Below are 21,856 nucleotides of genomic sequence, written 5' to 3'. Positions count from 1 at the left end.
TTTCTTCAAAATCTCTGTATGAGGTATAAAGAAACTTTATCATTTCCTTACTCGCTTGAACGCACTTTGAGTTCATTCTGATAAATACTTTAGCAGTATTGTAATTGATTTGCGATTTATAATCTTGGATTCTGTGCGGCTTTACTTGACTTTCAGGGATCTCGGCGATAACTATATCTTTCCCATATAATTCAATTACAGATATACTCAGTTCGACTGCTGGTTCACAATATTCACTCGCAGACTGAGAAATCAAATATGCAGATTCTTTTTCACTTTCAACTCCAACAATTGAACCATCGTCATCAACTCCAAAGAACAATTTCCCTCCGTTCGAATTAGCAAAGGCAATTATTTCTTTTGCGATCTTTTCGTGGGTTGAGAATTTTCTTTTGAATTCAGTATAAAAATTTTCGCCTTCTTTAATTATTTTTTTTGCTTCCTTAACAGTCATATTCGTTTAAGGAATTTCGGCAGAGGACATTCGAGCAAGCACTCGACTTTTTCGGCTGAGAACAAGACTTCTATTATCAGTCGGTTTATTTTTTAATGGTGATGGAATTACGGCGATTAATCTTGCTGCTTGCTCACGTGATAATTCTTCGGCATATCTATTGTAGTAGTAATCTGCTGCCTTGCCTATACCAAATATTCCCCGTCCTAATTCAATAATATTCAAATAATGTTCAAGTATATCTTTTTTAGAAATTTCTTTTTCCATCCGCATTGCAACAAGAATCTCTTTTGCTTTCCGGAAATAATTTCTTGACGTAGTGAAGTAGATGTTCTTAGCAACTTGCATTGTGATTGTACTTCCACCACGGACAATTTTTCCTCTCCTTTTATTCGCCCGCATAGAAGCATTTAAATTCACCCAATCCATTCCCTTATGATGCATGAACATGCCGTCTTCCATTGCGACAGCTCCTTGTTTTGCTGATTGAGGAAACAAATCATAATCAACCCAATCTTGAGAAGGGTAATAAATAAAATAGTTCTGTAAGAATCTTTGTTCCATTACGCCTGAAATTCGTGTAGACATTAATTCAAGTGTTGGAACGTGAAAACCAGGTATTGCCACGTAAAGAACCGTGAAAAAGAATATAGCCGCACATTTAAGTTTAGGCTTCGAATGAAATGAGTTACAAAGCCGTTCAAAGATTTCTTCCAGTTCAAGCTTTTGTTGAATCCTAAAACTAATCACCGTTCAAATTCGAGGGTATCTTTTTCAGTTTCGAGTGAGTCTAATTTAATATTCAGAGAATCGGTTTTAATAATTACGCTGTCTTTAAGAGTTGAAATAGAGTCAGGTTTTTGCGGCTTGGAACTTCTCGCTTTTTTCTCAGCTTCTTGTTTCTTCTTTTCCTCTTCCGCTTTTTGTTTTTCCTCTAGTTCCTTTTGCTTTTTTTCCTCCTCAGCCTTTTTCTCTTGTTCGATCCTTTGCTGTTCAGTTTCGTATGCGATTAACTTCTGACTGCTTTTTTGGGTATAAAGACTGAAAGGAAATTTTTCCTTTAATTGACGATAAACAGAAGCTGCAGAATCATACATTTTCAAATTATTTTCATAGATATGACCAATCATCAAATAAGATTTTGGACAGTAATCCGAATTCGGATGATTCTGAATTAAATACCAAAGCATCTGGATCGCTTCGATGTTTTTTTTGTTGTTGGCAAGCAGTTCAGCTTGAAAATAAACCTCATCGGGTTTCTCTTTCAGATAAGGTTTCGGAGGAAGCTTCAATTTTTTTGCAACAGTAATTACAATTTCGTCTGTGGGATAGCGCTCATATATTACCCTGAATAAACTATCTGAAGTTTCTTTAGAGCCATAAACTTCATGATAGTTTCCCAACGCATACAGGGCTCTTTGAGTAAATGGTTGATTGGGGAATGAATCAACAACAAAAGAAAAATAAGTTAATGCAGAATCGGGCCACTCGAATTCTGAATAGTAAAGTGAGCCGAGGTCAAATTTTAATTTCGCAACGACGATAGATATTGAGTCTGCGTTTTTTAAATTATTAATATAATTGACTGAGTCTTTCGAAAGTTTAATCATTTTTAGACTATCAGCTTCTTCTTTCTCTTTCATAAAGACGACGAGATCTGCAACATATGCAGAATCATTTAACATGGTTGAATCAACTTCAAATGTATCGTATATAGTTTTTACCGTATCCTCCGGAAATTTCCGAAGATTAGTTATTTGTGCAGTGAGATTGTCAATATTATCCCAAATGGATTTACGTTTTGTGAGAATAGAACTTTTCTTTGCAGCTTCTTTAACAATTTCCTGTGGAGCTTGTGAACGAGATGCACGGTCATAGTAATATTTTGCTGAATCAAGATTCGCAAGATTTGATTCGATATAGTTTGCAAGCTGATACTGTGCTATACCTCCGCTTTCTTTCGATGCGAACGAAGTATCTATATAGTGAAATTTTTCCAGGGCTTCGTCAGTAAGATTCTGAGCCAAATAATTCATGCCAATTTCTAAATCGACTTGATCAAAGAATTCTTCATAAATTGTTTCTGATTTCAGATCGTCGAGTACATTCATTCCAGTGCTGTATTTTCCGAGTAACCGATTAAGTTTCGCATATTCGAGTTCTGATTTGAATAAAGTTTTATAACTTGGCGAGAAATCAGCCACATCTTCAAAAGATTTAACTGCGTCTTCGATTTTATTCATTTTAACATAAGTTAAACCAATTTCAAGCATTACTTGACTTGATTTCTCATCGTTACCAGAATACTTAATGAATTCATTCCCAAAAGAGATAACTTTCTCATATTCATTCTTTGCAATATTTAGCTTCATCAACTCGAGATATGATTCAGCTACGATTTCTTCCTCATCTTCTTCTAAAGCAGCAGTAATCACCTCTTCAAATTGTTTACTTGCTTGTTCATAATCTCTGGATGCGGAAACAGATTTTGCCAGCCACAATCTTGAACTCAGATTCAATGAACTGTTCGGAAAATTATCCCGTAGCTCTGTAAATTTTCTGATTGCACTTGGATATTCCTTCTGATAATAATATGATTGTCCGATCATCATTAAAGCATTATCAACGAACGAACTTGTACTGCTGTACTGAAGGATTTTTGAACATTTTTCAATGACATTTACAAATTTAGTGACCGATCCGCCAGGTGGAACGTATGGCTTCGTCGAGAAAAGCTCAGTTTGCTGTTGGTTCACCTCCGCTATTGCTTCATTAAATGAAGTCCGAGCGTTATAGTAGGTATTAAAGTAGGTCGTAACATCTTCAAAGACTCCGCCAAAAAAATCGCCAACGGCGCAAGAACTAAGAGCAATTGAAAGAAGAAAAATTAAAACGTTTTGAGATATCTTTTTCATTTTTACACTTTATACTCATTTGGCTTGTCAGTCAATAACTTCACTGCCAATGAGATTCATTTTATTTGTTGCAAGTTAAAAATTTGAATGCTAAGAAAAAATTCTTCCTGACTTGAATCTTTCAGCCAATTAGCATTTCAAATTATAAAGTGGTAAAAATTTTCGGTATCAGTTCCCCATTTTTTTAGAGTGCATTCTTTCCTGATTCTTCAGTTCTGATGCGGATGGCATCTTCAATAGTAGATACGAATATCTTTCCGTCCCCAACTTGTCCGGTTTTCGCAGCCCGTAAAATAGTATTGATTACTATTTCTTCACGACTTTCAGGTATTACAATTTCAATTTTAATCTTTGGTACGAATTCGATTCTATATTCACTTCCGCGATAAATTTCCGTATGCCCTTTTTGTCTGCCATAGCCGCGGACCTCAGTTATAGTTAAGCCGTGAATTCCTTCTTCGAGCAAAGCTTCTTTCACATCATCCAATTTGAACGGCCGGATGATAGCTTCAATTTTTTTCATTTTACTCGATGCTGCTGGCATTTCTAATATTCAATTTAGTTTCAATTTATAATTTAGTTTTTTAAAAGAAAATAGCACTAAAAAATTATTCAACTCCGTGACAATGTTTATATTTTTTTCCACTTCCACATGGACACGGACTGTTTCTTCCGACTTTTTCTCCAACGCTAACTGGCTGTGGTTTCCCAGCCGTTGCAGGTGAACCACCGTGAACTGGGCCTCTATCGCCTGCTAATCCCATACCTTCAGTAGCGGCATGTGAGACAACAACTCGGTCACTTGCTCTTCTTCTTTGCTGCATTTGTTCAGGAGTTTCTGGGAACCACTTGAATACAATTTTAATTGTTTCGTCTCGAATTGTTTGAAGCATCTCAATAAAGAGCTTGTATGCTTCAGTTTTATATTCAACTAATGGATCTTTCTGACCGTAAGCGCGAAGTCCAATACCTTCTTTCAAGTCATCCATGTCCCGCAGGTGTTCTTTCCATTTCTCATCAATGACACTGAGCACGGCAAATCTTTCGAGATTAGCCATCAACTCAGTTGAGAGCATTTCCTCCTTTTTCTTATAGAACTCAACTGAAGCTTGATAAATTTTTTCGGATAATCCGTCTGAACCCAAGTCTTGGAATTCTTGAGGAGTAATTTTTAAATCAATTAAAAGATTTCTTACAAGTTCTTCTTTCAATGGATCGATTTCTGCTGAATCATAAAATCTGTTCACAAGCTCAGTGACGTATTCTTGGACATCTTCAAGAATTTTGCTTTTCAATCTTTCACCGCGAAGTGCTTGTTTTCGACGGCTGTAAATCACTTCTCGCTGTGAATTCATCACATTATCGTATTCGAGCAATCGTTTTCGAATTGCAAAATTGTTTTCTTCAACTTTTTTTTGCGCACGCTCAACAGAGCGAGTAATCATTCCGTGAGTGATTACTTCCCCTTCTTGTACACCCATTCGCTCCATTATCGATGCAATTCTGTCACTGCCGAATAGACGCATCAAATCATCCTCCAACGAGAGATAAAATTTTGATGAACCTGGATCACCCTGTCTTCCTGAACGCCCTCTAAGCTGGCGGTCAATTCGTCTTGCTTCATGGCGAGTAGTACCAAGAATTGCCAGCCCGCCTGATTCTTTTACACCTGGACCTAACTTAATATCGGTTCCTCTTCCAGCCATGTTTGTTGCGATTGTAATAGCACTGCGTAAGCCTGCGTTGGCAACAATTTCAGCTTCGCGTTGATGTTGTTTTGCGTTCAATACATTATGCTGGATTCCTTTTCGTTTCAGCATTCGGCTGATAGTTTCAGATACTTCAACGCTTGTTGTTCCAACCAATACAGGCCTCCCTTGTTTCCTTAATTCCTCGACCTCATCCATCAAAGCATTGTATTTTTCTCGGATAGTGCGGTAAATAAGATCGTCAATGTCATCTCTAACGCAGTCACGATTTGTTGGTATAACAACTACATCGAGTTTGTATATTTCCCAGAATTCACCTGCTTCAGTTTCTGCTGTACCAGTCATTCCTGCTAATTTTTTATATAGACGAAAATAATTTTGAAGAGTTATCGTTGCTAATGTTTGAGTATCTTTTTCAACCTTAACGTTTTCTTTAGCCTCGATTGCTTGGTGCAGTCCATCAGAATAACGCCTGCCTGCTAATAACCGACCAGTGAACTCATCAACGATCATCACTTTTCCATCGTCACTTACAACGTATTCATCATCTTTTTCGTAAAGAGCATAAGCCCGGAGCAACTGATTTACTGTATGAATTCTATCACTTCGTTCTGCGTAAAGTTTATAAAGCTGATCTTTCTTCGACACCAATTCTTCAGCAGATATTTCAGGATTATTCTCCATCTTGCTGATTTCAGTTCCTAAATCTGGAAGTACGAAGAAGTCCTTATCTTCATTGATGCTAGTAATAAACTCCCGTCCCTTTTCTGTCAGCTCGATTGAATTATTTTTCTCTTCGATCCTAAAGTATAGTTCATCATCAATCTCATGCATCCGTTTTTCACGTTCGCGCAAGTACTCAATCTCAGTTTCCTGCATTAGCTTCTTGTTTGAAGGCTCACTGAAAAGTTTCATTAATTTTTTATTCTTTGGAAAACCGCGGTGTGCTCTAAGCATCAATATACCTGCGTTCAACTCATCCGGCGGTTCAGAATTAAGCATATTTTCGGCATCCATCACTATTTTTGCGACAAGACTAGATTGAGCTCTGACTAATCTTTCAATTCTTGGTTTCATTTCCGAAAATTTTTGTTCCGAACTTTCAACAGGCCCGCTGATAATTAATGGCGTACGAGCTTCATCGATTAAAACTGAATCAACTTCATCTACGATAGCATAATTGTGAACTCTCTGAACAACTCCTTCAGTGTCAATAGTCATGTTATCACGGAGATAGTCGAATCCGAATTCATTGTTCGTTCCATATGTAATATCGCATTGGTACATTTTTTTTCGTTGTTCAGGAGGCATGGTGTTTAGAATTACTCCAACTGTTATTCCATGAAATTCAAAAATTTTTCCCATCCATTCGCTGTCACGCTGTGCAAGATAATCGTTGACAGTTATAAGATGGCATCCACGCCCAGTTAATGCATTTAAAAACATAGGAAGAGTTGCAACAAGAGTTTTTCCTTCGCCAGTAGCCATTTCCGCAATTTTTCCTTGATGAAGAACAATTCCGCCAATTAATTGAACGTCATAATGGATCATGTCCCAAATTATTTTTCTTCCGACTACATCCCAAGATTCACCTACTAATCTGCGGCAGGTATCTTTTACAATTGCAAATGCACGAGGTAGGATTTCATCGAGAACATCTTCGTATAGTTCATCTAAATCATCATTTGCTTTTTCCAGCTCATCTGAAATTTTTTGTATTTCGTCAAGCGAGTGATCTTCTTTTAATTGATTCGATAGATACTTAACCTGATTTCTAAGCTCAAGTGTCTTTTCCTGAATTATATTTCGAAGCTTATTCGTCTCTTCTCGAAGTTCATCGTCGCTTAAATTTCGCAATTCTTCGTAAATCGTATTTATCTCAGCCACAACTGGCTCTAAAGCTTTTATATCTTTTTGATGTTTGTCACCGAAAAATTTCTTTAAAATATCGAGCATCTATCCTCTGAAAACTTTTAATAAAACTAACTAAATCAATTTAGAAAAACAATGAATTGAATTTCTTATTACATTTGACTATCCCAATAGGTTTCAGTTCCATAAAAAAGAACGATCAAACAAATTACATCCATTCGATTTCATTTACTAAATTTGTATAGGTGAAAAAGAAACTGTTAGAAATACTCAATCATAAACTTGGGGGTAATTTACCACCAAGGAAAGTGAAAGAACTCACAAAATTCATTGAAAAAGAATTTGCTGAGGAATATCTCTCCGTTCGAATTTTAAACAACTTTAGACGAATTATAGAATCTGACTACTACTTTTCTAATTATTTGCAGGATACAAAATCTTTTCAAATCTATTTTGATGTAGTTTTGAAAACTGCATCTTTCAGCAATTATTTAACTGATATCGTTGTAAGAAATCCTGAATACTTGAGCTGGTGCTTATCATCAAATACTTTATATGAGGATTTAATCTATAATAAATTAACCAAAGAACTCTCAGAAGTCATCTCAACATTTACTTCTTTCGAGAGAAAAGTTAACGCACTCATCCGTTTTAAAAGAAGAATTCTTTTGAAAATCGGACTTCGAGATATATTAGGAATCGCTGATATCACAAAAATTGTGTTTGAGTACTCAATGCTCTCGAGAGTTCTTTTAAATTCCGCACTTGCTATTGCTATAAACTCAACTCTTCAGAAGTTTGAAATCAAAAAGTTACCGACTAGTTATTCATTAGTTGCACTCGGAAAACTTGGTGGAAATGAACTGAATTATAGTTCCGATGTCGATCTAATGTTTTTTTATGATAAAGAAATATCGCTTTCTAATAAATTAACATCATCGGAAATATTTGAGTTAGCAATTAAGACATTTATTGACATCTGCTCAAATCAGCGTGAAGAAGGGTACTTGTTTCGAACGGACTTCCGATTGCGTCCAGACGGAAAATACTCACCGCTCTGCAGAAGTCTTGATTACTACCTGCTTTACTATGAATCCCGCGGCAGAGAGTGGGAGAGACAAATGCTGTTGAAGTCTGATTTTATTGGCGGAGATGAGAACTTATTCTTAAAATTTAACGAGCGTATCCAAAACTTCGTTTATCCACGATCACTCTTTACATCACCTCGTGAAGTAATTAAGAAATTCAAAGAAAGTTATTCAGGATCTAACGACCAAGAAAAAAATATCAAACATTTTCCGGGAGGAATAAGAGATATTGAATTTTCTGTTCAGGCTTTGCAACTATTGAATGGAGGCATCAATCCAACAGTTAGAACTTCGAACACTCTCAGTGCCATTGAAAAGCTGACAGAAATGAATTTTATTTCTTTACAAAATTTTAAGAAGCTAACTTCCGCATACAAGTTCTTCAGAATAATTGAAAACTATCTTCAGTTGATGAATGATAAGCAAAGTCACACACTGCCAAATGATAAAGAATCTGTTCAGAGCCTTATTCATTTTTTGGGTTTAAAAAACAAAAATGCATTTGAATCTAAGTTACAAAGACATAGAAATAATGTTAACAAGTTTTATGGTTCAATATTCGGTTCGGATAAAAAGCGGAAAGATCTATTTGCATCCATTAAGTTCAATGATTTGAACTCGTCCCTTTCTATTCTTCGTAAGTTAAAAAGTGGCGCCACAATTACCGATGATTCAATAAGCTCAATGAGCTATCCAGATGAGTTTGATAAAATATCTCACAATCTTTTCAATTACTTAAGAAGCTCACTATTACCAGATAAGACTCTAACTAATCTTTTCAAGATAATTACTTCATCTAAATTCCCGATACTATGGTATGAGTTTTTAGAGCAAAAAAAATCTTGCGAAGCGGTTCTTACGATTTGCGAATTGAGTGATATGCTTGTCGAACGTCTTTGTGCTGATAGTGGGCTTCGCGATTTCGTCTTAAGCGGAAAGTTATTTTTAACACTTCATGATGCTATCCAGATCAAAAAATTCGATTTGCATGAGTTGAAATTATTGGAGTTTTATCTTGCATTTAATTTTCTTATTAAAAATATTCGTCATGGTGAAGCAGCAGATTTACTTGTAAAGTTTTTCTTCAAAGCAATCTGTTGTAGGATTGAAAAACTCTCAGAAAAAAATCTTCATCCTTCTACTTTTGTAGTTATTGGTATGGGAAGTTTTGGATGTAATGAACTGACAATTTTTTCTGACTTAGATTTGATTTTTATTTTTGATGAAACTGATGACAAGAAAAGGATTAATCAGAATTATTTCGTCGAAATACTCAGCTCCATGCGGTTAGATTTTTCACACAGACAATTTTTTGAAATTGATTCAAGATTGAGGCCTGAAGGTAGAAGTTCGCAGCTTGGATGGGAAATTAATCATTTCGAAAAGTATGCAATGAATAGAATGAGGATATGGGAACTTCAAGCTTATACTAAAGGAAAACTGATTTACGGAAGTGAAAAGTTATATAATAAAGTTAAATTGATTTTAAATAATAGTTTAAAACGGTTTTCAGATCATGAGTTATTATCAGAAGTTAGAATTAATCACAAAAAACTCAAAGCGGCTACCGTAATGCCTAATTCAAATACAATTGATTTCAGTCTTTACAATGGAGGAATAGTTGATCTGCAATTTCTAATTCAATATCTGGTTCTGCTGCACACGAAAGAAGTGATTTCAACTAATAATTCATTTGAAGGAATACTCTTACAAATGAAAAGAAAAAAAATTATTTCAAGTGAGGTACTAAATCGATTGAAAATAAATTACAAACTTCTTTGGGACTTAGTCTTCTTCTATCAAATAACTTCCGGAAAAAAGAAACGCCAACTGAAACTTTCTGGCGAAGAGATTATATTGGTACAAAAATATTTTAAAATGTCCAGTAAGGATAAAATCGTTTCATTCATTGAAGAAATACTGGATGACAATATTAAGTTGGGTAAAATCTTATTCAAGTAATTTTATGAAAAACATTCTATCGAAATTTGCAGTTGAATTAAGCACCTTATTTGTTTTCTGTGTTTATCTTTTAACAATGGCAAATGGTGTAGTTCATCTCGATTCGGGTGAACTTGCAGCTGCAGCTTCAACTTTGGGCATAGCTCATCCGACAGGCTACCCGTTATTTACAATACTCGGATTCATCTTCACAAAAGTATTTTTCTTTTTTCCGAAAATTATGTCGCTGAATTTGATGGCATCGATTTTAACTGCAATCGGTTATTATCTCCTGGTGAAGATGCTAATTTTATGTTTCAGTAAATTCAATTACACAAAAATATCAGCCAAAAGTAAAAAGAGGAAACAACCTATCGTGGGTGAAATTGATTCTGATTTGATTTCAATCCTTTCAATTTCAGCAGGACTTATCATCGCATTCTCAAAAACATTTTGGATGCAGAGTACATCTGTGGAAGTTTATTCGCTGCACCTAGCATTGATAATTCCAACAATCTATTTTTTCCTCAAAGCTATCGATACCGAAGTTAAACTTGATTCAACACCAACATTGAAATTATTTAAAAATAAATATTGGCTTCTCTTTCCCATATTTCTGGGATTAAGTTTTACGAATCACATGACAACATTACTTATTTTACCAGCAATTGCAGTTATGTATTTTCAGAAATTTGGATTCAACTCAAATTCAATCCGAAGGATTTTATTTTTGCTCATTCCATTCTTCGCTGCGCTTTTCGTTTATCTTTATTTACCGATTTCCGCATCTGCTAATCCAGAAATCAATTGGGGGAATCCAATTGACTTCGAAAGATTCAAACGTCATGTTATGGGCTGGCAATACCAATCGTGGATTTTCTCCTCCACCGAATCTGCATCAAAACAGCTAAAGTATTTTTTTGAAAATCTACCGAGTGAATTTGGATATGTCGGTTTGTTATTTGCCGCAATCGGACTTTTCACAGTAAAATATTATAGGAGGATTTTGTTATTCGCTTCAGTTTTATTTGTCACTTGCGTCCTTTACTCTATAAATTATGATATAGCAGATATAGATTCATATTTTCTTTTAGCTTATGCGGCAAGCGGATTTTTTGTATTTGCCGGCTTGAAATTTGTTCATGACAAATTCTCCGAATCGAATATAAAAATAAAACATAAATGGCTATTGGTTATTCCGATCATTGTGTTATTTATCAATTTCACAAAAGTATATCAGAAAGATAATGTTCAATTCGAAGAATATTCTAAGAGTGTACTCGAAAGTGTCGAGCCGAATGCAATCGTAATTTCTTATCTCTGGGATTTCTTTGTCTCACCATCTTATTACTTGCAGCATGTTGATAATTTTAGAAAAGATGTCGCTGTTATCGATAAAGAGTTAGTTCGAAGAACTTGGTACTTTAATCAAATAAAAAGAAACTTTCCTGAGATTTATGAAAATTCAAAACATGAGATTGAAGCATTCCTTCCAGAGTTAATGAAATTCGAACGAAACGAAAAGTATGACGCTCAACTTCTTCAAAAATATTTTGAAATGATCCTGACTGGTTTTGTTACAAAGAACATTAATCACCATCCGATCTACTTATCCTCAGAAATGGTAACAAACGATCTGGGGAATGGACAGTTCAAACTACCAGATTCATTAACTGTTGTCCCCGATTTATTTCTTTTTAAGGTAACTGCATCAAAGGATTATCATCCAATTGAAAATTCTGATTACAAAATCAATTTTAAAGATGATGACAGCTACTACACTTCAACTTTAAGAAACTTGACTGCAATTGTTCATGTCAATCGAGCTTTGTATGAAAAGAATTTTGGGAAATTGAACGATGCCAAAAAATATGTTGAACTCGCCTTAAAAGCTGATCCAAAAATTAACATCCCGAATCAGTTGAGTGAATTGTTAAATTAAGGCTAAGACTGAGGCTAAGACTAAGATGATAGTTAATCCGATTTGCTTGGTAGTCAATTTCACTTCTTTATTAATAAAGGAATATCACCTGTAAAAGATTCCATCTCTTTAGTATACAAATTGAATTGTGAAGAGATGGAATCTTTTCAAATATCATTCCTTTTTGTTAAACTTTATTTCTCTAACAATTCAAAGAGTTCGTTTTTCTTTTCCTTTGGAAGTTCTGCTTTAGTTCTGAATGTTCTCAAATTAACATCTACTTGTTGGATGAGTGATTTTTTCTCGTATCGCGGCGAAAAAACTGAACCATCAAGCATATAGATCCGTTTATTTGCTTCATCATAAAATGTGTAGTTCACAAATGGACCGCCCATACTAAAATCATTCATTCGCCAAAGTCCTTGAGAGAAAATCGCATATTTGCCATTCAAATTGAATTCGCTGTGTGAGATATTTTCCTGTGCGATTTCTACAAAAGCTTTATCATCCATTGTTTTGTAAAATTTTTGTGTAACTGAATTACGAGTTTGGACGATAAATTCATTGTTAAGCAAATCGGCATTTACAGAATCGATCCAATGAACGAACATCCAACGCTCCATGTCAGTATCCGGTGAGCGTCTCAGCCATACAAACTTTTCTTTCGGATTATTTATTGCTTCAACAAAGTCTGCTTGAATGTAAAGCATCCAGCCGTAATCATTCAAATATTTCGCTTCAAGTTCTTTACGCTCGTATTTTGGATTGTAGAGATTATTCATCACTCTATCATCAGATGCCTTTTGAAAATAATAGAGCAAGTTATCGCTGTTTTTAAATGCCCTTATTCTTAGTTCTTCAATTGTGTTCGAAGCCATAATCACCAAGACTTGATCTTTCGACCAGACATCTTTTTTCTTAACTGCAAACTCATTCCCGCTTATAACTAATTGATACGATGCACTATCTAGAATCGATTTCACATATTCGCTGACTTTATCTCCATTAGAAAGAGTTGCGACTATTAATAAATTTTTTCGGTTTTTAAACTTATTCAATTCACTGAAGTCAATTCGCTTCAAGTTGAACATCATTTCCGGCTGCGGTGTGATTATCTCCTTTTCGAAAATTGGCGAAAGAATCTCATAGTAATGTTCCCACTGAGTTGAATCAGCCAGGACAAAAATTTCATCCTCCTTCCCAATTGCGGGTTTTAAGTGAGGTTCGCATCCGCTCAAATAAATATTTATTGAAAAGGCAGCGGTAACTAACAAAAATGCAATTAAAATTTTTTTCATATTCTTATCCAAAATGATAAACATTTATTGAAGGTAAAAGAAGCGCATATAGAATCCACATAACTACACCAATTGAAATCGGAACGGAAAGGTTGTCATCAATTTTTAAGTGGGACGATTCTGCCAATCCTCCAAAAAAAACTCCCACAAAGCCGATAAAATATTCAGAGGTTAAGTAATCAACTTTTGGAGTAAATAGAACTACAATAAGCCCTGAAATGATGAATGCATTAAATCCAACAAGACTTTTAGCTAAAAATCTTTTCTTCCCGAATTTTCTTCCCATCAAAGCAGATGAAATATCTGATACAATCAAGACAGCAAATGCGGTTACAAATAAAAGTTTCGGGAAAATTAAAACACAGATAATTGCAGAAATTAAAATATTTGTTGCTCCATTAAGTCGTTTTTTCTTTTCATCACGTTCGTGTTTTCTTAAGAGGAAACCGAAAATTGTATAAAAAAGACTTCCAACATGCGGATTGTAATATCGAATAACATCAACAACTAAAAATGCGAGTGTCAGCGGAATTAAAATATATAATGCAGTTTCTTTAGAAATATAGAAATAGATTATTGGCATCGAAAGCGACATCAAATGGATGAGCTTCCGAATTATCTCGCTTTTATAATCAATCGTTGCGGCAGAATCATTCATGTAGAAATTTGCCTATTGCTTCGGCTCCTTAATTTTTTTTTCAACTGGCTTTGATTCAGCTGCATCACTTTTTGGATTGCGTGAGTCCATTAACTTTTTCACATGGTCAGGAACGTCAGTATCGTTATTTTCTTTCTTAACGACCGGAGGCAATTCTTCGCCCTTTAGCAGCTTATCAATTTCTTCGCCATCAAGTATTTCTCTATCGAGAAGACATTTTGCGATCCTATGGAGATGATTAATATTTTCTTTTAAGGTTTTTTCAGCCCGCTTCATACATTTTTCGATGATCGTTGAAACTTCTTCATCAATTTTTTGCGCAGTCTTCTCACTAAAATCTTTGTGACGAGTAATTTCCCTACCTAGAAAAACTTCTTCATCTCTCGAACCATATGCAAGCGGTCCTAATTTCTCACTCATTCCCCATTCACAAACCATCTTTCTCGCAATCTGAGTTGAACGTTCAATATCATTACCTGCACCTGTTGTAAGCTGATCAAAAATCAGAAGTTCTGCCGCACGGCCACCAAGTGCATAAGTTATCATTGCTTCGAGATACGCTTTCGAATAAGTGTGTTTCTCATCAATTGGCAGATAAGTAGTTACACCAAGTGCACGTCCGCGAGGAATGATAGTAACTTTGTGAACCGGATCGGCTTCCGGAATCATTTTTGCCACAAGCACGTGTCCAGTCTCGTGATAAGCTGTCATTTCTTTTTCTTTTTCAGAAATGATGAGACTCTTACGTTCCATTCCCATCATTACTTTATCTTTTGCTTCTTCAAAATCGTTCATCTCCACTTGCTTTTTGCTTTTGCGTGCGGCAAGCAGTGCTGCTTCGTTTACCAGATTGGCAAGATCAGCACCGGACAATCCAGGAGTTCCCTTTGCAAGAACTGCAACATCAACATCCGGTCCGAGAGGGATTTTTCTTGTGTGAACTTTTAAAATGCCTTCTCTCCCCTTTACATCAGGTCGATCAACGACAACTTGCCGATCGAATCGACCAGGTCTGAGTAAAGCAGGATCTAAAATATCTGGTCTATTCGTAGCTGCGATAATTATTACACCACTGTTCTGTTCAAATCCATCCATCTCGATCAATAACTGGTTTAAAGTCTGTTCGCGCTCATCATGGCCTCCGCCAAGACCAGCACCGCGCTGACGACCTACTGCATCAATTTCATCGATGAAAACTAAACATGGTGCACTCTTCTTTCCTTGTTCGAATAAATCTCTGACACGACTTGCACCGACACCTACGAACATTTCAACAAAGTCAGCACCGCTGATCGAGAAGAAAGGAACGCCAGCTTCACCGGCAACTGCGCGCGCAAGAAGTGTTTTTCCAGTTCCAGGAGGTCCAAGCAGCAAAACGCCTCGCGGTATTCTTCCGCCAAGCGCTTGAAATTTATTTGGTTCCTTCAGAAATTCAATTATTTCCTGCAGTTCGTATTTTGCTTCATCCGCTCCAGCGACATCTTTGAAAGTAACCTTCGGCATATTTTCATTAAAAACCTTTGCACGGCTTTTACCGAAGTTAAAAATCCCGCGAGATCCGCCGCCGCCTCCTTGCATGCGGCGCATAATTAAAATCCACACGCCAAAAATTATTATCCATGGAAGAATTGTTAAAATGGCTGTCCACCATGAAGAATCTTTTTCTTCAAATGTGAAATCTATTTTCTTTTCCTTCCACAAATTAATATTCTCAACTGAACCAGCTTCAGGAATAAACACCATAAACTTTTTACTTTTAACTGACCGGTCTTTAGTGACTTTCAGCAGTTCTTCTTCTTTAAGTTTACCGTGAAAGTAGTAATTGTTGATCTCCGATTTTGAGATGACTGCACTTTCGATTTTATCTTCGTTGAGAAGTCTGAGATATTCTGGATAATTGATCTCAACTTCGCTTACTTCATTGGAGCGAAACATTTGCATCACTATGATCGCTGCAACAATTACTCCGCCCCATCCGAAAACGAGTCTTAGAATTTTTGACCAGTCAAAGTTCTCATTTCCTTTTTTAAATTCCGGCTTCTTACCTTTATTCTGAAAGAGATTTTTCTGTTCTTTTTTATTGTCTTGTTTTTTTTGTTCTTCACTCATTCTATAAAAACCTATTTACCATTAATTAAAGCATATATTGATTTCAAGTTACGATACTTCTGAGAATGGTCGAGTCCGTAACCGATCACAAATTTATTTGGAATAATAAAACCAATGTAATCTAATTTAACATTATATTTTGTTGCTTCAGACTTGTGAAGCAATGTAACAACTTTTATCGAACGCGGATTATGATCCTCAATTAGTTTCTTCATATAATCAATTGATAATCCAGTATCCACAATATCTTCAACAATCACAATGTCTCTATTTTCAATTTGACAGTTCAATTCTTTCAAGAGGGTAACTTTTCCGCTTGAAATTTTGGCATCGCCGTAACTGGAAAGTTTCAGAAAATCTACTTCGCAATCGATAGAAATGTTTCGAATTAAATCAGCAAAAAATATTACCGATCCGTTTAGGACGCCGATGAATATCGGGAGACTATCTTTATAGTCTTTACTCAACTGTTTACCGAGTTCGGCAACTCTGCTGCCTATTTTTTCTTCACTGAGAAGAACTTCAAACACATCTCCATCAATATGGATTTTATCACTATTGTAACTCAAACTCGTACCTTATTTTTGTATGTAAAAATTTCCTTGTGGATTTTGAAATTTTATATTTATCAGAAAGCCTCACTCCGCAAACCCAAATAATTTCACTGCCATCGCATAAAACCAAAATGTTTTTTCTGACCGAGTGGAGTATTTTGCTATTAGTCAACAGGTCGCTTACCTTTTTCATTCCTTTCATGCCTAAGGGCTGAATTTTATCACCCATTTTCCATTTTCGAAGAAAAAGTCCGTGTTTTACTTTACTAAAATCAATCACTTCGGAAAAGCGGTCTTGATTAAGAAGATGTTTTTCCTCACTCAGTTTAGTATCGAACGAAAAATATGTTCCACTTAATCGTTTACCAATATGTAAGGTTTTTCCATCAAATGAAGGACCATTAGATTTTTTGATAACGATAGACCTTTCTTCTCGAACTGCTTTCAATCCACCGGACATTTCTATTGTAGTACCTTTAGATTGAGTTTTAAGAAGCATCACTCTTTCCAGCTCGCTAAAAGTTGGCTGAATATCAAATTTTTGCTCAATTCTCTGAACCAGAAGGTGCATCATTATTGTTTCAAAATAGTCTATCCGTTTAGAAATATCAAGAACGATTGAATCGCCCGATTCAGTGATAAATCCTTGCATTTGTTTTGTATGAGAATCAAAATATTTTTCATACTGACGAATAAGATGTGAAAATCGTAACAAAGTTTCTGGAAGATTTGGATTAATTTCTTTTAAAACTGAAACGACTTTGTTCCTAATGATATTACGCCTGAAAATATTTTCTTTATTTGTATTGTCAATTCGAAATTTTGCATCAACTTCATCCAAATATTTTAAAATCTCTTCCTTACTCAAGCAAAGTATGGGCCTGATTATTTTATTGCGTCTTAATGGAATACCGGCAATCCCTTTTAATCCTGTCCCGCGGACGATATTCAAAAGAACCGTTTCAATATTATCGTCCGCAGTATGAGCAGTTGCGATCTTACTCGCTTTAGTTTCTTTACTAATTCTATTCAGAAATTCATAGCGTAATTCCCGTGAAGCTTCCTCAATCCCAATTTTTTTTGCTTTCGAATAGAATTTCACATTAACCTTTGATGTGTGTAGCTCAATCTGAAGTGTCTTGCACAATCTTTTAACAAACTTTTCATCCTCATCCGAATCTTTTCCACGCAGCGAATGATTAAGATGTGCAGCAGAAATCTTGAGATCATATTTTTTTCTAAGCTGATTAAGTATAAGAAGCATCGCAACTGAATCCGGCCCGCCGCTTAAAGCGACAAGAATAGTATCTCCGTTTTCAACCAATCCATTTTTATCAATGAACTTCTTTACTTTTTCGATCAAGCTTTTCAATTCGCACTCTTAATATTAATCATGTAATCATAAATCATTCTTGAAACTTCAGCGATAACATCACTTCCCATCTTAACGTCACTAAGTTCCTTTGAAAGAATGACAAGAATATATTTTCTCCCATCCGGCAAAAAGACAATTCCGCTGTCGTGCTCAACATTACTGATACTCCCTGTTTTGTGAGCAACCATAACGTCTTCCGGCAAAAGTTTTGGAATTTTAGTTTTGAACTTTTGGTCTAGCAAAACAGTAATTATTTCTTCACAAATTTTAGGATCAATCCAAGTTCCCTCAGCGATTGCATTATAAATAATCAAAAGATCATTTGCTGTTGTTGTATTGTTCAATCCTAAATTATAAGCTTTAATATCTTCAACTCCGCGAAGAACATTTATTTTATCTGCACCGATCTGCTGCATAGAGTTTGTTACATTTGGCGCGCATACCAACTCTATTAAAATGTTGGTTGCAAGATTGCTGCTTACTGTAATCATATCATAAACAAGCTGATAGATAGTTCTTTTTTGACCTATGAATTTGTAAAGTTCCTCGCCGCCATCATCGGCTAATTCCATCTGATAAATCGAACTGTCGACAATACTGTGAAATTCATTTTTTATGAGAATTGAATCGGTTAATTGAAATTTTCTATCGCGAGCTTGTTTATAAACTTCCATCATTATAGGAGTTTTCATCGTGCTTGCTGCGTGGAAATTTTCATGAGGATTTATCATGATTGCATTTGATGGATTTCTAACTTCTTGAAATGCAAGTGCAAACTTTCCTTCTATCGAGTTGAATTCATTAAGAATATCTTTCTTAAGCTCAGATAAATTGGCCTTCATGTTCTGACCTTGAAGAATATTAATTGATAAAAAAAACATCGCTATGATTTGTGAGCTACAAATTTTCATTTTTGAAAACCAGTAATAGATCGTCTCCAAGTTTTTCTGTTTTACAGAATTTCAATCCATTCTTCCTTGTATCATTAAAATTTCCTAGTGTGAAGGCGGATCCAAATCCATTTCCAACAAACTTTGGGACTAAAATATTATTTAATTCATCGAAAAGATTTTGCCTGATAAATGAAGAAAAGATCTGTCTCCCCCCTTCAACCAATAATGAGGATAAATTTATCCTGCCAAGTTCAGCTAAAACTGAATCAAGATTTAGAGATTGATGAGGATTCCTCTTCGCATAAATAACTCGAGTTCCTCTCTTTTCAAGAGAATCTCCCTTTTTACTTCCCTCCATGTGACTGCCTGCAATAATTATTGTAAGTTCTCTCTGCTCATCGCGAAACAATCGAAGGTTTGTCGGAAGACTCAAATTTGTATCAAGTACAATCCTATATGGCTGCCTTTGCTTTGAATTTTTCACTTTCAGAGAAGGATTTTCAATTCTTGCAAGATTTCTCCCAATGAGAACTGCATCGTATTCATTTCTCAATTCATAAATGAAATTCTTCGTCTCTTGGCATATCCATTTGTTCTTTCCTTTCGAACTGCAGGTAAGCGCGTCATCCAATGAACGGATAATTCTCAATGTAACATAAGGTATATTCGATTGATTATATTTCATTGCGAATTTATTTAGTTCTTCAGCTTCATCCTTCAAAATTCCCGTTTCAACTTGAATGCCATGATTACGAAGTTTGCTTATACCCTTCCCCTCAAACATAGGATTCGGATCAAGCATCGAGACAACAACTTTTTTCACTCCCGATTTTATTATTTCATCTGCACAAGGAGGAGTTTTTCCGAAATGTGTACATGGCTCAAGAGTTAAATACAATGTTGAATTCTTTGCTTTGCTCCCTGCTTTCTTTAGCGCGGAAATTTCTGCATGTGGACTTCCGAATGATTTATGAAATCCTTTTGAAATGATATTTCCATTTTTAACAATAACAGCTCCCGATAAAGGATTTGGAGAGACTCTCCCTTTACCTTTAAGAGCTTCGTTAAAACATATACTGATAAATTCTTTTGGTAATGCCATTCGATTCGATGGCTTTATTAAAATTATTTTGAGATTTCTAAAACTTCGAATTCCATTATTCCGGCTGGAACGTTTACTTTTACAACTTCGCCGAGTTTTTTACCCAACAATTCTTTTCCGATCGGTGAAGTTACAGATAGTTTCCCATTATCGTAATCGGCTTCTTCTGGAGATACTAAATGATAAGCATGTGTTTTACCGGTTTTTTTATTCTTCACTTTTATTTTTGTAAGGATTCGTACTTCGTCTGTTGCTAGATTCGATGTATCAATCACTTGAGCACGCGAAAGAACTCCTTCAAGTTTGACTATTTTTAGTTCCATTAAACCCTGCTCTTCTTTTGCTGCATCATATTCAGCATTTTCTGATAAATCCCCATGTGACCGTGCATCAGCAATTTTCTGTGCGATCTCACGCCTGCCATCAGTCTTTAATTTATTGACTTCTTGTTCAATTTCAAGAAGCCGTTCTCTCGTTAGATAAACTAATTCTCCCATACGAAACCTAAAATTACTAATTGATAAAAAAAATTAGCCACTTCCACACATAGGGAAATGGCTAAATCTGATGCAAACTTATAAAAAATCGCCAATGAAGTCAAGGTTTTGCGTAATTCAGTAAATAATTTCCATCTTATTTTATTATCTATTATATTATCAAAGCGGTTATAAATTAGAGGAGAACAAAATGAAAACATTCATTCTAATGACCAAACTTTCCCCGGAAATTTCTAAACATATGAAAGATAGAGCCAAAATTGGCAGAGAATGGCTCGATCAGGTCAAGGAGAAATGTCCGGAAGTTAAATTCATTGCTCATTATGCACTTTTGGGAAATTACGACTTCCTTGATATTTACGAAGCCCCTGATGAAGAAACGGCTGCAAAAGTTTCTATGATCAGTCTATCTAATGGAGCTTTTAATGCTGAAAGTCTTGTCGCCATTCCATATAAAAGATTTTTGGAATTAGCGAAAGAAATATAAATGAACCTCCGTGCCTTAAGCAGCAGGGTATCATTTCGGATAACAATATTTTGTTTGCGCCTTGAGCGGCGGGGAATTTAGCCCTACCAACTCGTCCGCCGAAGCGAAACGCTAAGGCGGATTAAACCTGAAGGTTTCTGAGAATTAGATTAAAACTTTCAGGTTTGATTTAATCTCATTTTATAATGATCATTTTTTTTGTCTCAACATATTCACCAGCACGAAGCTGATAGAAATAAATCCCGCTGGGCAATTGAGAATTGAAAATTGAGAATGGAGAATGATGTATGCCAGTATCAAGTTCTTCATTAACCAATGTTGCGACTTCTCTCCCCAGTATATCATAAACTTTCAACGTTACATGGCTGAAAGCTGAGAGCTGAAAGCTGATAACTGTACTCGGATTAAACGGATTCGGATAGTTTTGAAATAGCTTGAATTCATTTGGAATAGTGGCTGTATTATCTTCGTCTTCAATTCCAGTGGTTGTTCCAAAATTACTGCGATATTCATCAAATGCATTTTGTACAAACCATCTACCAATGTGAACCGAATTTATTGCATTTGTTCCTCTTCCAACAATATAAGCGACAATGATATCAATCGGTTTGTTGAGTTCAAGTGAAAATGGACCTGTATTGAACATATATCTATTATCTGTTGGAGAATTATTTATCCATCCAAAATTTGTAACTGGATCCCCTGAGTACATGAATCGAGGATTAACCAATGCACAATTCACCCCGCCTAAGACGCTGCCGTATGGAAAAGTGCACGGATTGACTATTTGTCCATCTCTGTTAAATCCATGCATATAATTTCTAGCTTGAAATCTAGTACCTGGATCACCTTGGGTTGGGTGCGAACTCATATAATGCACGAATGAATTTGGAGAAATGTTTTTGTATCCAGCAAATTTTTTCAGACCAAAGTTTTGTCCCAAATAATTATACGCAGTATCGAGATTATTTCCGGTGTAAATC

The 21,856-nt window shown here is 35.5% G+C and carries 17 protein-coding genes; 3 read left to right on the top strand and 14 right to left on the bottom strand.

The window, feature by feature from the left end:
• The 5 genes from FJ213_09195 to secA all read right to left on the bottom strand — a co-directional run.
• Positions 1 to 454 (bottom strand): ATP-binding protein (locus FJ213_09195; protein ID MBM4176332.1); only part of this gene is annotated, 454 nt, incomplete at its 3' end.
• Between the two features lie 6 nt (positions 455 to 460).
• Complete coding sequence (locus FJ213_09190) at positions 461 to 1,081, bottom strand: monofunctional biosynthetic peptidoglycan transglycosylase (GenBank protein MBM4176331.1); 621 nt, start codon at positions 1,079 to 1,081, stop codon at positions 461 to 463.
• A gap of 119 nt (positions 1,082 to 1,200) precedes the next feature.
• Positions 1,201 to 3,369 (bottom strand): tetratricopeptide repeat protein, encoded by a 2,169-nt coding sequence (locus FJ213_09185; GenBank protein MBM4176330.1) that lies wholly within the window; start codon positions 3,367 to 3,369, stop codon positions 1,201 to 1,203.
• Positions 3,370 to 3,553: 184 nt separating this feature from the next.
• Positions 3,554 to 3,892: a P-II family nitrogen regulator gene (locus FJ213_09180; protein MBM4176329.1), complete on the bottom strand. Its 339-nt coding sequence runs from the start codon at positions 3,890 to 3,892 to the stop codon at positions 3,554 to 3,556.
• Between the two features lie 85 nt (positions 3,893 to 3,977).
• Complete coding sequence (gene secA / locus FJ213_09175; GenBank protein ID MBM4176328.1) at positions 3,978 to 7,034, bottom strand: preprotein translocase subunit SecA; 3,057 nt, start codon at positions 7,032 to 7,034, stop codon at positions 3,978 to 3,980.
• Positions 7,035 to 7,195: 161 nt separating this feature from the next.
• Here secA and FJ213_09170 point away from each other — a divergent pair, with 161 nt between their 5' ends.
• Positions 7,196 to 10,000, top strand: a complete 2,805-nt coding sequence (locus FJ213_09170; protein MBM4176327.1) for a hypothetical protein — start codon at positions 7,196 to 7,198, stop codon at positions 9,998 to 10,000.
• Positions 9,963 to 11,921 (top strand): DUF2723 domain-containing protein, encoded by a 1,959-nt coding sequence (locus FJ213_09165; GenBank protein ID MBM4176326.1) that lies wholly within the window; start codon positions 9,963 to 9,965, stop codon positions 11,919 to 11,921. The genes FJ213_09170 and FJ213_09165 overlap by 38 nt, the downstream gene beginning before the upstream one ends.
• A gap of 173 nt (positions 11,922 to 12,094) precedes the next feature.
• On the opposite strand, the gene FJ213_09160 is transcribed toward FJ213_09165, so the two are convergent.
• The 8 genes from FJ213_09160 to greA are packed head-to-tail and all read right to left on the bottom strand — an operon-like array spanning position 12,095 to position 20,386.
• Entirely contained in the window at positions 12,095 to 13,222 is a 1,128-nt protein-coding gene (locus FJ213_09160; protein MBM4176325.1) for a DUF4837 family protein, read from the bottom strand.
• Positions 13,203 to 13,856: a dolichol kinase gene (locus FJ213_09155; GenBank protein MBM4176324.1), complete on the bottom strand. Its 654-nt coding sequence runs from the start codon at positions 13,854 to 13,856 to the stop codon at positions 13,203 to 13,205. The genes FJ213_09160 and FJ213_09155 overlap by 20 nt, the downstream gene beginning before the upstream one ends.
• 12 nt (positions 13,857 to 13,868) lie before the next feature.
• Positions 13,869 to 15,965 (bottom strand): ATP-dependent metallopeptidase FtsH/Yme1/Tma family protein, encoded by a 2,097-nt coding sequence (locus FJ213_09150; protein ID MBM4176323.1) that lies wholly within the window; start codon positions 15,963 to 15,965, stop codon positions 13,869 to 13,871.
• 11 nt (positions 15,966 to 15,976) lie between these two features.
• Complete coding sequence (hpt, locus tag FJ213_09145) at positions 15,977 to 16,534, bottom strand: hypoxanthine phosphoribosyltransferase (GenBank protein ID MBM4176322.1); 558 nt, start codon at positions 16,532 to 16,534, stop codon at positions 15,977 to 15,979.
• Entirely contained in the window at positions 16,521 to 17,891 is a 1,371-nt protein-coding gene (gene tilS / locus FJ213_09140) for a tRNA lysidine(34) synthetase TilS (GenBank protein MBM4176321.1), read from the bottom strand. The genes hpt and tilS overlap by 14 nt, the downstream gene beginning before the upstream one ends.
• Positions 17,888 to 18,775: a serine hydrolase gene (locus FJ213_09135; GenBank protein ID MBM4176320.1), complete on the bottom strand. Its 888-nt coding sequence runs from the start codon at positions 18,773 to 18,775 to the stop codon at positions 17,888 to 17,890. The genes tilS and FJ213_09135 overlap by 4 nt, the downstream gene beginning before the upstream one ends.
• A gap of 16 nt (positions 18,776 to 18,791) precedes the next feature.
• Positions 18,792 to 19,889, bottom strand: a complete 1,098-nt coding sequence (ribD, locus tag FJ213_09130) for a bifunctional diaminohydroxyphosphoribosylaminopyrimidine deaminase/5-amino-6-(5-phosphoribosylamino)uracil reductase RibD (protein MBM4176319.1) — start codon at positions 19,887 to 19,889, stop codon at positions 18,792 to 18,794.
• Between the two features lie 23 nt (positions 19,890 to 19,912).
• A complete protein-coding gene (greA, locus tag FJ213_09125) occupies positions 19,913 to 20,386 on the bottom strand; it encodes a transcription elongation factor GreA (protein ID MBM4176318.1) in 474 nt (157 codons plus the stop codon).
• Between the two features lie 190 nt (positions 20,387 to 20,576).
• Here greA and FJ213_09120 point away from each other — a divergent pair, with 190 nt between their 5' ends.
• Positions 20,577 to 20,873 (top strand): GYD domain-containing protein, encoded by a 297-nt coding sequence (locus tag FJ213_09120; GenBank protein MBM4176317.1) that lies wholly within the window; start codon positions 20,577 to 20,579, stop codon positions 20,871 to 20,873.
• A gap of 175 nt (positions 20,874 to 21,048) precedes the next feature.
• Here FJ213_09120 and FJ213_09115 read toward each other — a convergent pair.
• Positions 21,049 to 21,856: T9SS type A sorting domain-containing protein (locus FJ213_09115; GenBank protein ID MBM4176316.1), on the bottom strand; the 808-nt coding region annotated here is incomplete at its 5' end.

The organism is Ignavibacteria bacterium, assembly GCA_016873845.1.
GTDB lineage: Bacteria > Bacteroidota > Ignavibacteria > Ch128b > Ch128b > JAHJVF01.
The sequence above is the reverse complement of the archived record's forward strand: the minus strand, read 5'-3'. Positions and strand labels throughout refer to the sequence as shown.